The sequence below is a fragment of the Isoptericola sp. S6320L genome (assembly GCF_023015685.1).
Classification (GTDB): domain Bacteria; phylum Actinomycetota; class Actinomycetes; order Actinomycetales; family Cellulomonadaceae; genus Isoptericola; species Isoptericola halotolerans_A.
In genome coordinates, this window is record NZ_JALKAT010000038.1 from 1 (window position 1) to 13787 (window position 13787).

6 protein-coding genes are annotated in these 13787 nt (G+C 70.5%); all 6 read right to left on the bottom strand.

Annotated elements, in window-relative coordinates; translation table 11 throughout:
• Nucleotides 1–31: 31 nt before the first annotated feature.
• The 6 genes from MWU57_RS15790 to MWU57_RS15815 all read right to left on the bottom strand — a co-directional run bounded on the left by MWU57_RS15790 (nucleotide 32) and on the right by MWU57_RS15815 (nucleotide 13751).
• The gene (locus MWU57_RS15790) at nucleotides 32–3913 is read right to left on the bottom strand and encodes a DNA-directed RNA polymerase subunit beta' (RefSeq protein WP_106267326.1); all 3882 of its coding nucleotides are present in this window, start codon (nucleotides 3911–3913) and stop codon (nucleotides 32–34) included.
• A 56-nt stretch (nucleotides 3914–3969) separates the two neighbouring features.
• The gene (gene rpoB, locus MWU57_RS15795; protein WP_106267328.1) at nucleotides 3970–7482 is read right to left on the bottom strand and encodes a DNA-directed RNA polymerase subunit beta; all 3513 of its coding nucleotides are present in this window, start codon (nucleotides 7480–7482) and stop codon (nucleotides 3970–3972) included.
• 492 nt (nucleotides 7483–7974) lie between these two features.
• Nucleotides 7975–8364: a 50S ribosomal protein L7/L12 gene (gene rplL / locus MWU57_RS15800; protein ID WP_106267330.1), complete on the bottom strand. Its 390-nt coding sequence runs from the start codon at nucleotides 8362–8364 to the stop codon at nucleotides 7975–7977.
• A gap of 84 nt (nucleotides 8365–8448) precedes the next feature.
• A complete protein-coding gene (gene rplJ / locus MWU57_RS15805) occupies nucleotides 8449–8979 on the bottom strand; it encodes a 50S ribosomal protein L10 (RefSeq protein ID WP_106267332.1) in 531 nt (176 codons plus the stop codon).
• 437 nt (nucleotides 8980–9416) lie between these two features.
• Nucleotides 9417–11906 (bottom strand): CHAT domain-containing protein, encoded by a 2490-nt coding sequence (locus MWU57_RS15810; RefSeq protein WP_246910468.1) that lies wholly within the window; start codon nucleotides 11904–11906, stop codon nucleotides 9417–9419.
• A gap of 102 nt (nucleotides 11907–12008) precedes the next feature.
• Nucleotides 12009–13751, bottom strand: coding sequence for a S8 family serine peptidase (locus MWU57_RS15815; protein WP_246910470.1), 1743 nt, complete (start codon nucleotides 13749–13751; stop codon nucleotides 12009–12011).
• Between the last annotated feature and the right edge of the window lie 36 nt (nucleotides 13752–13787).

The following is a 13787-nucleotide window of genomic DNA, read 5'->3' on the forward strand; positions in this document are numbered from 1 at the left end:
CGACGGCGGGTCTCCCCGCGCCGTACAGGAATCAGCGGAAGTCGCCGAAGTCCAGGTCCTCCAGCGGGATCGCCTCGCCCGAGCCCATGCCGAGCGTCGGGAAGTCGATCTCGTCGTAGCCGAAGCTCGGGTAGAGCTCCGCCTTGGCCTGCTCGGTCGGCTCGACCTCGATGTTCCGGTAGCGGGGCAGCCCCGTACCGGCCGGGATGAGCTTACCGATGATGACGTTCTCCTTGAGGCCCAGCAGCGGGTCCCGACGGCCGCTCATCGCCGCCTCGGTGAGCACCCGGGTCGTCTCCTGGAAGGAGGCGGCCGAGAGCCACGAGTCGGTCGCGAGCGAGGCCTTCGTGATGCCCATCAGCTCCGGACGGCCGGCAGCCGGCTGGCCACCCTCCGCCACGGCCTTGCGGTTCGCGTCCTCGAAGCGGGTGCGCTCGGCGAGCTCACCCGGCAGCAGCGCGGCGTCCCCGGCGTCCAGCACGGTCACGCGACGCAGCATCTGCCGCACGATGACCTCGATGTGCTTGTCGTGGATGTCCACACCCTGCGACCGGTACGTGTCCTGCACCGCGTCGACGAGCTGCTTCTGGGCGGCACGCGGGCCGAGGATGCGCAGGACCTTCTTCGGGTCCACCGCACCCTGCACCAGCTGGGTACCGACGGCGACGTGGTCGCCGTCGGCGATCAGCAGGCGCGCACGCTTGGTGACGGGGTAGCGGATCTCCTCGCCGCCGTCGTCCGGCGTGAGCACGAGGTGACGCGTGCGCTCCGTGTCCTCGATCGTGACACGACCGGTGTACTCCGCGATGGGCGCCTCACCCTTCGGGGTACGGGCCTCGAAGAGCTCGGTCACACGGGGCAGACCCTGCGTGATGTCCTCCGCGGAGGCGACACCACCGGTGTGGAAGGTACGCATCGTCAGCTGCGTGCCCGGCTCACCGATCGACTGCGCCGCGATGATGCCGACGGCCTCGCCGATGTCCACGAGCTTGCCCGTGGCCAGGGAGCGGCCGTAGCACTTGGCGCAGGTGCCGACGCGCGACTCGCAGGTCAGGACCGAGCGGACCCGGACCTCCTCGATGCCGGCGGCGATCACCTTGTCGATGATGATGTCGCCCGCGTCGGAGCCGGCCTCGGCGATGACCGTGCCGTCCTCCGCCACGACGTCCGTGGCGAACGTGCGCGAGTAGATCGAGGTCTCCACGCGAGCGTCCGGCACCAGCTGGTCGCCGATCCGCTCGGCCACCGGCAGCGGCAGACCGCGCTCGGTGCCGCAGTCCTCCTCGCGGATGATGACGTCCTGCGAGACGTCGACGAGACGACGCGTCAGGTAGCCGGAGTCCGCCGTCCGCAGCGCCGTGTCCGCGAGGCCCTTGCGGGCACCGTGGGAGGCGATGAAGTACTCGAGGACGGACAGGCCCTCGCGGTAGTTGGACTTGATCGGGCGCGGGATGATCTCGCCCTTCGGGTTCGCCACGAGACCGCGCATACCGGCGATCTGACGGACCTGCATCCAGTTACCACGGGCGCCCGAGGAGACCATGCGGTACAGCGTGTTCCGCTCGTCGTTCTCGAGGTGCGTCCGCATGACCGCGGCGATCTTGTCGGTCGCCTGGGTCCAGATCTCGATGAGCTCCTGACGGCGCTCGTCGTCCGTGATCAGGCCCTTCTCGTACTGGCCCTGGACCTTGAGCGCACGCGCCTCGTGCTCGTCGAGGATCTCGTTCTTCTCGACCGGCATCGCGACGTCGGTGATCGAGATCGTCACGCCCGAGCGGGTCGCCCACCGGTAGCCGGCGTCCTTGAGCGCGTCCAGCGACGTCGCGACGTCGACCTTGGGGTAGCGCTCCGCCAGGTCGTTGACGATCGTCGAGAGCTCCTTCTTGCCGACGATCTCGTTCTGGAACGGGTAGTCGACGGGCAGCGCCTCGTTGAAGAGCGTCCGGCCGAGCGTGGTCGTGAACAGGAGCGTCTGCCCCGGCTCCCAGCCCTCGGGGGCCTCGAAGCCGCGCGTCGGCGCCACCAGGTCCGACATCCGGAGCTTGATCGACGCGTTGATGTCGAGCTCGCCACGGTCGAAGGCCATGATCGCCTCGGCCTGCGAGGAGAACACCCGGCCCTCGCCCTTGGCGCCCGGACGGTCCGCCGTCAGGTGGTGCAGACCGATGATCATGTCCTGGGAGGGCATGGTCACCGGGCGGCCGTCCGACGGCTTGAGGATGTTGTTGCTCGAGAGCATGAGGATGCGGGCCTCGGCCTGCGCCTCCGCGCTCAGCGGCAGGTGGACGGCCATCTGGTCACCGTCGAAGTCGGCGTTGAACGCGCCGCAGACGAGCGGGTGCAGGTGGATGGCCTTGCCCTCGACGAGCTGCGGCTCGAACGCCTGGATACCCAGACGGTGCAGGGTGGGCGCACGGTTCAGCAGCACGGGGTGCTCGGTGATGACCTCCTCGAGCACGTCCCACACCACGGAACGCGTCCGCTCGACCATGCGCTTGGCCGACTTGATGTTCTGCGCGTGGTTGAGCTCCACGAGCCGCTTCATCACGAACGGCTTGAACAGCTCGAGCGCCATCTGCTTCGGCAGGCCGCACTGGTGCAGCTTGAGCTGCGGGCCGACCACGATGACCGAACGGCCCGAGTAGTCGACGCGCTTGCCGAGCAGGTTCTGGCGGAACCGGCCCTGCTTGCCCTTGAGCATGTCGGAGATCGACTTCAGCGGACGGTTGCCGGGACCCGTGACCGGGCGGCCGCGGCGGCCGTTGTCGAACAGCGAGTCGACGGCCTCCTGCAGCATCCGCTTCTCGTTGTTGACGATGATCTCGGGCGCACCGAGGTCGAGCAGCCGCTTGAGGCGGTTGTTCCGGTTGATGACGCGGCGGTACAGGTCGTTGAGGTCCGACGTCGCGAAGCGGCCACCGTCGAGCTGCACCATCGGGCGCAGGTCCGGCGGGATGACCGGCACGGCGTCCAGCACCATGGCCGACGGCGAGTTCGTCGTCGTCAGGAACGCGTTGACGACCTTGAGGCGCTTGAGCGCCCGGGTCTTGCGCTGCCCCTTGCCGCTGCGGATGATCTCGCGCAGCGTCTCGGCCTCGGCCTCCAGGTCGAAGCTCTCGAGACGCTTCTGGATCGCCGCGGCGCCCATCGAGCCCTCGAAGTAGGTGCCGTAGCGGTCGACGAGCTGCCGGTACAGCATCTCGTCACCCTCGAGGTCCGCGACCTTGAGGTTCTTGAACCGGTCCCAGACCTGCTCCAGGCGGTCGAGCTCCGCGTCCGAGCGCTTGCGGAGCTGCGCCATCTCGCGCTCGGCGGAGTCGCGCACCTTGCGGCGCGCGTCGGCCTTGGCACCCTCGGCCTCGAGCTCGGCCAGGTCGGCCTCGAGCTTCTGGGCACGGGTGTTGATGTCGTTGTCGCGGCGGTCGGTGATCTCCTTCTTCTCCAGGTCGATCTCGTTCTGGAGGTTCGGGAGGTCTTCCTGGCGCGCCTCGTCGTCGACCCACGTGATCATGTAGGCCGCGAAGTAGATGACCTTCTCCAGGTCCTTCGGCGCCAGGTCGAGCAGGTAGCCCAGGCGGGAGGGCACACCCTTGAAGAACCAGATGTGCGTGACGGGGGCGGCGAGCTCGATGTGACCCATGCGCTCACGGCGCACCTTGGACCGCGTGACCTCGACACCGCAGCGCTCGCAGATGATGCCCTTGAAGCGCACCCGCTTGTACTTGCCGCAGTAGCACTCCCAGTCCCGGGTGGGGCCGAAGATCTTCTCGCAGAAGAGCCCGTCCTTCTCCGGCTTGAGGGTGCGGTAGTTGATGGTCTCGGGCTTCTTCACCTCGCCGTGCGACCAGGCACGGATGTCGTCGGCCCTGGCCAGGCCGATACGCAGCTCGTCGAAGACGTTGACGTCGAGCAAGATGTCCTACTTCCTCAAAGCTTTTCGGATGTTCCGTAGTTCAGCTGGTCGCTGGATCAGATCTCGTCGACCGTGGTGGCGGAGTTGGGCCGGCGGGAGAGGTCGATACCGAGCTCCTCCGCGGCGCGGTACACCTCGTCGTCGGACTCCTTCATCTCGATCTGCATGCCGTCGCTCGAGAGCACCTCGACGTTCAGGCAGAGCGACTGCATCTCCTTGAGGAGGACCTTGAAGGACTCCGGGATGCCCGAGTCGGGGATGTTCTCGCCCTTGACGATCGCCTCGTAGACCTTGACGCGGCCCGGGATGTCGTCGGACTTGATGGTGAGCAGCTCCTGCAGCGTGTAGGCCGCGCCGTACGCCTCGAGGGCCCACACCTCCATCTCGCCGAAGCGCTGACCACCGAACTGCGCCTTACCACCCAGCGGCTGCTGCGTGATCATCGAGTACGGGCCGGTCGAGCGCGCGTGGATCTTGTCGTCGACGAGGTGGTGGAGCTTGAGGATGTACATGTAGCCCACCGCGACCGGGTCCGGGAACGGCTCGCCGGAGCGGCCGTCGAACAGCGCCGCCTTGCCGTCGAGACCGACCATGCGGTCACCGTCACGGTTCGGCAGCGTCGTCGAGATGAGGCCGCGCAGGGCGTCCTCCTCCAGGCCGTCGAACACCGGCGTCGCCACCGGGGTGCCCGGCTCGGAGCGCTTGGCGTGCTCCGGGAGCTTCTCGCGCCACTGCAGGTCGTCGCCCTCGGCGAGCTCGACGTCCCAGCCTCGGCTGGCGACCCAGCCCAGGTGGGTCTCGAGCACCTGACCGACGTTCATGCGGCCGGGCACACCGAGCGGGTTGAGCACGATGTCCACGGGCGTGCCGTCGGGCAGGAAGGGCATGTCCTCCTGCGGCAGGATCTTCGAGATGACGCCCTTGTTGCCGTGGCGGCCGGCGAGCTTGTCGCCGACGGTGATCTTGCGTCGGTTCGCGATGTAGACGCGCACCAGCTGGTTCACACCGGCGGGCAGCTCGTCGCCGTCCTCCCGGTTGAACTCGCGCACGCCGATCACCGTGCCGGACTCGCCGTGGGGCACCTTGAGGGAGGTGTCGCGGACCTCGCGGGCCTTCTCGCCGAAGATCGCGCGCAGCAGGCGCTCCTCCGGGGTCAGCTCGGTCTCACCCTTGGGGGTGACCTTGCCGACCAGCACGTCGCCGGCGCCGACCTCGGCACCGATGCGGATGATGCCACGCTCGTCGAGGTCCGCCAGGACGTCCTCGGAGACGTTCGGGATGTCCCGCGTGATCTCCTCGGGCCCGAGCTTGGTGTCGCGGGCGTCGACCTCGTGCTCCTCGATGTGGATCGAGGACAGGACGTCGTCCTCCACGAGGCGCTGCGACAGGATGATCGCGTCCTCGTAGTTGTGACCCTCCCAGGACATGAACGCCACGAGCAGGTTGCGGCCGAGCGCGAGGTCGCCCTCGTCGGTCGCGGGGCCGTCGGCGAGCACGGAGCCCACCTCGACCCGCTGGCCGGCATCGATGAGCACCCGCTGGTTGTAGCTCGTGCCCTGGTTCGAGCGGCGGAACTTCGCCGCGCGGTACGTGGTGGTGGTCCCGTCGTCGTTCTGGACCGTGATGAGGTCGGCGGAGACCTGCGAGACCACGCCGGGCTTCGAGGCGACGATGACGTCACCGGCGTCGACGGCGGCACGGCGCTCCATGCCGGTACCGACCAGCGGAGCCTCCGAGCGCACCAGCGGCACGGCCTGGCGCTGCATGTTGGCGCCCATGAGCGCACGGTTGGCGTCGTCGTGCTCGAGGAACGGGATCAGCGCGGTCGCGACCGAGACCATCTGGCGCGGCGAGACGTCCATGTAGTCGACGTCGGCGGCCAGGATGTCGTCCGTCTCGCCGCCCTTGGTGCGGACCAGGACGCGGTCGAGCGCGAAGGAGCCGTCCTCGTTCAGCGTGGTGTTCGCCTGGGCGATGACGTGGCGGTCCTCGTCGTCGGCCGTCAGGTAGACGACCTCGTCCGTGACCTTGCCCGCCACGACCTTGCGGTACGGCGTCTCGATGAACCCGAACGGGTTGATGCGGCCGAACGACGCGAGCGAGCCGATCAGACCGATGTTCGGACCCTCGGGGGTCTCGATCGGGCACATGCGGCCGTAGTGCGACGGGTGGACGTCACGGACCTCCATGCCGGCACGGTCGCGGGAGAGACCACCCGGGCCGAGCGCGGACAGACGACGCTTGTGCGTCAGGCCCGCGAGCGGGTTGTTCTGGTCCATGAACTGCGACAGCTGCGAGGTGCCGAAGAACTCGCGGATCGACGCCACCACGGGGCGGATGTTGATCAGGGTCTGCGGCGTGATCGCCTCGACGTCCTGCGTCGTCATGCGCTCGCGCACGACGCGCTCCATCCGGGACAGACCCGTGCGGACCTGGTTCTGGATGAGCTCGCCCACGGCGCGGATGCGGCGGTTGCCGAAGTGGTCGATGTCGTCCGTCTCGACGCGGACCTCGTAGGGCTCGCCGTCGCGGGTGCCGTCGAGGGTCGCCTTGTCCGCGTGCAGCGCCGCGAGGTACTTGATCGTCGCGACGACGTCGGTGACCGAGAGCGTGCTCTCGCTCAGCTCGGCCGAGACGCCGACCTTCTTGTTCATCTTGTAGCGGCCGACCTTCGCCAGGTCGTAGCGCTTCGGGTTGAAGTAGAAGTTCTCGACGAGCGCGCGACCGGCCTCGACCGTCGGCGGCTCACCGGGACGGATCTTGCGGTACAGGTCGACGAGGGCCTCGTCCTGGGTGTGGACGTGGTCCTTCTCCAGGGTGTCGAGGATCGTCGGGAACTCGGCGAACTCCTCGCGGATCTCCGACTCGGTCAGACCGAGCGCCTTGAGGAGCACCGTCACCGGCTGCTTGCGCTTGCGGTCGACGCGCACGCCGACGGCGTCGCGCTTGTCGATCTCGAACTCGAGCCACGCACCGCGCGACGGGATGATCTTCGCGGAGTAGACGTCCTTGTCGCTCGTCTTGTCCGGGGTGCGCTCGAAGTAGACGCCCGGGGAGCGCACGAGCTGCGAGACGACGACGCGCTCGGTGCCGTTGATGACGAACGTGCCGCGGTCGGTCATGAGCGGGAAGTCACCCATGAACACCGTCTGGCTCTTGATCTCGCCGGTGGTGTAGTTGACGAACTCGGCCGTGACGAACAGCGGGGCCGCGTAGGTGAAGTCCTTCTCCTTGCACTCGTCCACCGTGTACTTCGGGGGCTCGAAGCGGTGGTTGGAGAACGAGAGGGACATGGACTGGCCGAAGTCCTCGATCGGCGAGATCTCCTCGAAGATCTCCTCCAGACCGGAGGCGTCCGGGACGTCGTGGCGACCGGCCTCGACCGCGGCCTCGACCCGGGCCTGCCAGGCCTCGTTGCCGAGGAGCCAGTCGAAGCTCTCGACCTGGAGCCCGAGGAGGTCGGGCGCCTGGAGCGGCTCGTGGATCCGGGCGAAGGAGACGCGGCGGGAGGCGGTGCGGTTCGCGATGGCGTCGGCGGACGGAGCAGAAGGGGTGCGCGAGGCAGCCAAGAGGGGTCCTTCCCTGCAGTTCGATGGCACGCTGTACGCTCGTGCTGCGACGGGCGCCGAGCCGCGGGCGAAGGTGCCGCTCCACGAGCCATCCGGGGGTGACCACGGTGGTCTCAGCAGGCGGGACATCGTCGGCGGGAGGGGCGTCAGGGCACAGGCGAGCGCAAAGCGCTAGCGTAGCCGAAACCGAGGAACCTGTCCACCCGCGTGGGCGCGCGAGCAGACGCCCTCGGCTTCGCTGGTTGTGAGGACGTTGTCTCGGTGGCCGCCATATGCCGCCCAAGAAACGGTACCCACCGACGTTACCGCCCTCTAGGCACTGTGGCCAGCCGTCGGGCGGAGCCGTTGCTCACACTCCCCCGGTCCCTCACAGGATCCCCACGCGGGCACGCCGAAGGCCCGCTCCCCCGGAGGGGAACGGGCCTTCGGACCGGAGACTCACCGCGACCGGGGTCGCGGCATCACCCGTGAGTGCGGCTCAGGCCGCGAGGCTCACTTGAGGGTGACGGTGGCGCCGGCGCCCTCGAGCGCCTCCTTGGCCTTCTCCGCAGCGTCCTTGTCGACGCCCTCGACGACCGGCTTCGGCGCGCCGTCGACCAGGTCCTTGGCCTCCTTGAGGCCGAGGGACGTGAGCGCGCGCACCTCCTTGATCACCTGGATCTTCTTGTCGCCGGCCGACTCGAGGATGACGTCGAACTCCGTCTGCTCCTCGGCGGCCTCGGCCTCGCCGCCACCGGCGGGGGCGCCCGCGGCAGCCACGGCGACCGGAGCGGCGGCGGTGACGTCGAACTTCTCCTCGAAGGCCTTCACGAACTCGGAGAGCTCGATGAGGGTGAGCTCCTCGAAGGCGGACAGGAGCTCGTCGGTGCTGAGCTTCGCCATGATGTGGCGTTCCTTTCAATCAGCGCTTCGCGGGCCGGACGGCCCGCCAGAAGCAGGGGTTTGTGTGTCAGGGCGTCCGCCAGGTCAGGCGGCGACGCCCTCCGAGTCCTGCTTCTGACGCAGGGCATCGATGACTCGGGCGACCTGGGCAGGCTTGGCCGAGAAGGCATAGGCAGCACGCGTCAGCGTGGCCTTCAGCCCACCAGCCACCTTGGCCAGGAGAACCTCGCGGGACTCGAGGTCCGCGAGCTTCGTGATCTCCGCAGCGGTCAGCGGGTTCCCGTCGAGGACACCGCCCTTGATGACCAGTGCAGGGTTCGCCTTGGCGAAGTCACGCAGGCCCTTGGCGGCCTCGACCGGGTCCCCGGTCACGAACGCGATCGCAGAGGGGCCCTTGAGGTCGGCGTCGAGACCCTCGACACCCGCCTCCTTGGCCGCGATCGTGGTCAGCGTGTTCTTCACCACGGCGTAGGTTGCGTTGCCGCGCAGCGACCGCCGCAGCTCCTGGAGCTGCGTGACGGTGAGCCCGCGGTACTCGGTCAGCACGGCCGCGTTGGTCTCACGGAGCTTGTCCGCGATCTCCGCGACGGCGGCTGCCTTGTCCGGCCTCGCCATGGCAATCCTTCCGGTGGTGGAGCCACCGGTCACCCCGGGAAAGAGAAAGAGCCCCGGCGCAGGCGCACGGGGCTCGGAGCTCACAGCAGGACTGTGGATCGTCGTCGTGTCACCTGCGCAGGCCCCCGCTCTTCGCGGGACTTCGGTCTTCAGCCGTTCGGAGCGGGGCTCCGGGCAGCATCTGACGACCGGCGGTCTTGGGTTACCCGAGAACCTTACACGACGACGACGGCGGTGCGGCACCCGAGGCGGGAGGCACGCGTCACAGCGGCGGTGTGCCTCCGGAGCGGCCGCACGCCGCCGACCACGTCAGCGGCTCGCCGTCATGGGCATCGCCGCGGCAGCGCTCGCCCCGACGGCGGCACGGCGGAGCTTCTTCGTCATGGTCGTCGCCGCAGGTCAGCGGCGTTCGCATGCCAGGGGACCGCTCACGACGGTCACGGGCTCACCAGCGGCATCGGGCCGAAGCACACGAGCGGGACGGGCTCGACCTCGTCCGCCAGCGCGTGGGCGAGTGCCGCAGCCGGTTCGAGGCCCTCCCTGATCGACGCGTGCAGGCGGGGCATGACGCGCACGGCGACGTCGTCGCGCAACGGGGCCACCGCGGCCACCACCGCCCTTGCCCCGAGCCGCAGGAGCACGCTCGTCAGGCCGAGCGGCTCACCGCCGACCCGGGTGGAGGCGCGACCGACCTCGCAGGCGGAGAGCACCACGACCGCGCCGCTGAGGTCCGTCCCGTCGAGCTCGTGAGCATAGAGAGAGCCGTCCGCGAGCCGGACGGCCGAGAACAGCGGGTTGTCCGGCTCGTGCCTGCCGTGCGCGCCGAGGTGCACCACCGTGGCACCCTCGAGCGCTGCCCCGGTCCTGCCGCACGTGGCGTCGGGACCGGCGAGCAGCAGCGCATCGTCCCAGACGTCGGCGACGAGCCGTGCCTCTTCCTCCGCGGCGGCGAGATCCGGTCCGGCGACGACCACCACCCGTGGCGGAGCCGAGGCCGGCCCGATGCTGCTCAGGTCGACCCACGAGTTCACCGACGTCGCCCGGCCCGCCCGTGACGGCATCGCCGCCCACGGGACGCCGAGGAGATCGCCCCGGGCAGCGACGTAGAGCGCGCCGGAGACCTCGAGCGGCGCGAGCAACAGGTCGTCGATCCGTGCGAGGGACCGGCGTGCGGAAGCAGCGGCCACATCCCGCATCCGCGGCGGGATCAGTCCGTTGGCCAGCACCTCGGTGTCCCCGCGTACTCGACGGACCAGCTCGAGGAGCTCAGCGGCCGGGCACAGGTTGACGGACCGCACCCCCGTGCCGTCAGCACGCAGCGCCGTGATGCGCTCGGTCAGCAGGTACGAGACCACGACCTCCTCGGTTCCCGCCCTGCGGAGGCGGTCGACGGTCGCGGCAGCCGTGGCCGGCCGGGGCACCAGGCTTCCCGCGGACCCCGAGAGCTGCCACGACCGGCGCCGTGCCTGCTCCTGCAGGCGGTACGACTCCGCCGCCCGCTGCGCGGAGCGAGTGCGGTCGTCGGCCTCGGGGCCGGCGGCCAGCTCTCGTGCGTCCTCGCCGGCCCGCCGGGCCTGGACCAGCAGCTCGGCGAGCCCCGGGTCGTTCGGCGGTCTGACCCGCGCCGCGCCGGCGAAGGCGGCACGGCCACGCTCGGTGGCGTCGAACACCGCGGAAGCGCGACCCGTGGCCATCGCCGCCTCGACGTCGACCCGCGCGAGCCTTCCGCCGTGCGCGGCGGCGGCCGTCACCGCGTCGACGGAACCGACCCGCGCCCGGTGGTCCGCCAGGATCTGGTGGCCTCCGCGCACCGCCCGCAACCCGGCCCGCCGGTCGCCCTGCGCGAAGGCCACCTGGGCCAGCACCGACCGGTGGTGGACGCGCAGCGGGAGAGGGCTGTCAGAGCTCAGCCGGCGCGGCACAGCGCGTGCGATCTCCACCGCGCGAGCGACGTCGCCGGCAAGCAGAGCCCACTCCACCGCCAGCAGACGGGCGGCCACGGCGACGTCTCGGCCCGTCCCGGGACCGTGCGCCTCGCCGTCGTCGGCCAGCCTCAGCGCCCGTTCAGCCCGCCGGCGCAGCGTCGAGCGACTCAGGCCGGCGCGCTCGCGGTCGTCCGCCAGTCTGCCCTCGAGCCGGACCACCGTCGCCCTGAGCGCCCACACGCTGTTGCCGACACGTGTGAACGCACGCGCGGCCTGCGCCGCCCATCGCATCGCGTCGTCGAACCGACGAAGGAGCAGAGCGCACTGGGCCCGGCCGTACAGCGCGTCCGCGCGTTCTCCCGTCAGGTCGTCCGTGACGAAGAGGTCCGCCGCGTCGGCGAGGACCTGCTCCGCCTCCGACACCAGGCCGGCGTCGAGGAGGATCTGGGCCCTGCTCACCTCGGACCAGCCGTCCGGACCACCCGGTTGCCGCGCTGCGGCCGCCTCCAGCTCGCGCAGCGCCGCGGGAAAGTCGCCCTCGCGGTAGCGGGCGAGTCCGAGGTTGAGCTGCGCGAAGGCGGCGTACCGGTCGTACTGACCGGCCTGGGCGTGGGCCAGCGCCGACTCGTTGCTCCGGACGGCAGCCGCGAGGTCGCCGATCTCCAGGGCAGCGGCCGCGCGGTTGATGTGGAGCACCGCCAGATCACGATGGTTCGACGGCTCGACCGAACGCAGCGCCCGGTCGAACGCGTCCAGTGCCGCGCCGGCATTCCCGGACCTGACGTGCAGCAGGCCCTCCTGCCCGTGGGCCAGCGCCTCGAGACGCGGCTCCCCCGCGGCGGTCGCGACCGCCAGTGCCTCACCGACCAGCCGCCGCGCGTCCCCGAGCGACCCGGTCAGGGCGTAGACGCAGGCTGCCTCCCCCACGAGCGCCCGCACACGCAGCTCGACGACCCAGACGCCGTGCCGCTCCGGATCGAGTGGGGCGATGTCACGCAGCAACGAGCGATAGGCCCGCGACGCCGGCCGAACGCGGGACGCCGCGTTGAGCTCCTGCGCCTCACGGAGCCGTTCGTCGTACGCCGCCCGGTCGATTCCTGCCCCCTACCTGCCGTCGTCGCCACGCCCCGTCAGGGTGGTCGCGCTGGTCACAGCATCCCACGCGGCGGGGACCCCGGTGTCCGCACCACCGTGGGCAAGCCGCGCTCCCGCCACCTCGCCTGCGAGGTACGGCGCGGCGAAGGACGTCCCGCTCCAGGTGGCGTACCCACCGGTGAAGTCGTCCGGGTCCACGGTGGCCCGGACCCCCGGGCGCAGCCGTTCCGCCACTCGTGCCGCCGGGGTCTCGGGACCGTCGACCGTCGTCGGCATCGTCGACATCACGGAGGCACCCGGACGGACGCACGTGACCCAAGGACCGTCGTTGCTGAAGATCGCTGTCGTCCCGTCCGGGTTGGTTGCCCCGGCCACGATCAGCGGGGGGTACGCCGCCGAGAGCTGCCGGTCGTCGATCGGGGCCACCGCACCACCCTCGCGGTGGAGGCGCGGGGCCCAGGCGGCGGGGAACATCGGTCTCGTCGTCCCGTCGTTGCCGGACGCGGTCACGACGACGACGCCGGCGCGGCGCAGCGCCCGAAGCACGCGGCGCAGCGGACCGTCGTACCCGTAGTCCAGGGGCTGCTCGTGGTAGTAGCCCATGGCCAGCACGACGACGTCGACGCGATGGTAGCCGTCGTCGCCCTGGGCCCCCCGGCGGTGATAGCGCAGCACCCGCCACAGGGTGTGCAGCACCTGCCACTCGGAGACCTCGCCCGAGCCCCCGAATGCGCGGACCGCCATGAGTACCGCGTCCGGGCAGACCTGGTGCACGATCCCGGCCATGAACGTCCCGTGCCCCGCCACCGGGTCCAGCGGACCCGTCAGCGGGTCGACGCTGAGGCCACCGAACTCCGCGTCCTCCGAATCGAAGCGCGGTACGGGGAACGTCCCCACGGGAGCTCCGTCGAGCGAGGCGGTCCGCACCACCACCGCGCTGTCCTGAGGATCCTGCGGGTCGTACTCGCCGAACCACGGGTGCGACCCGATGCCGGTGTCGACGATGGCCACGACGGGGCGTCGCGTCCCGTCGGCAGCGACCCACGGTGTGGGTCCGTCGTCCAGGGCGCGACGCGGCGGACCACCCAGGTAGCGCACCGGCGTCAGACCGCCCGTGCCGGGGCGACCGTACTCGTCGACGGCGCTGACGGGCAGCGGCGTCGTCCGGGGGCGTGCCACCGGGACGAAGGGCAGGGGTGTCGTCCTGCCACGCTGCGCCCGCAGGACGTGGTCGAGCCCGACGCGCGGCGTCCGCTCCTCCCCCTCGTCGAGCTCGTCCCGCTCGTCGAGGTCCCTCAGCTCGGCGGTGATCCGCTCGAGCACCTGCCACGTGTCGACCTCGAGGTCGTCGTCCCTCTCCGGGACCAGCCGGAGGGCGTAGCCGAACGTCTCGTCGTCGACGTCGTCGACCGCCAGGTCTCCGAGGGTGCCGTCGTAGGTGAGTCGGTAGCCCATCTCCGTGGCGATCCGTCGCACCCCGTCGATCCAGGTCTGCGGCTCTTCCGTCGCGTCCACGGGCCAGGGGTCGAGAACGGCCACGGCACGTTCGCCGCCGGCCGTCAGTCGCTCCACTGCGGGGGCTACCGCCTCGCGGAGCGCGTCAGGCAGGTCTCCCCGGACGATGAGCCGGTCGGCGACATAGGTCGTCGCGTCGACCCGGGAGGCGCCCGGGCTCCGGCGGACCCGGTCGGGGTCCAGGTGCCGGACGGGACGCCGCCCTCCGGCGGCGTCGGCGACGGTCGTCTCGCTCACGTGCTCCTCCTCGGCGGCGGGCACGGACGTGCCCAC

Bases quoted from the DNA above. Each gene is read 5' to 3' on its own strand.
- rplJ (WP_106267332.1), bottom strand. From the start codon at position 8,979: ATGGCGAGGCCGGACAAGGCAGCCGCCGTCGCGGAGATCGCGGACAAG.
- rplL (WP_106267330.1), bottom strand. From the start codon at position 8,364: ATGGCGAAGCTCAGCACCGACGAGCTCCTGTCCGCCTTCGAGGAGCTC.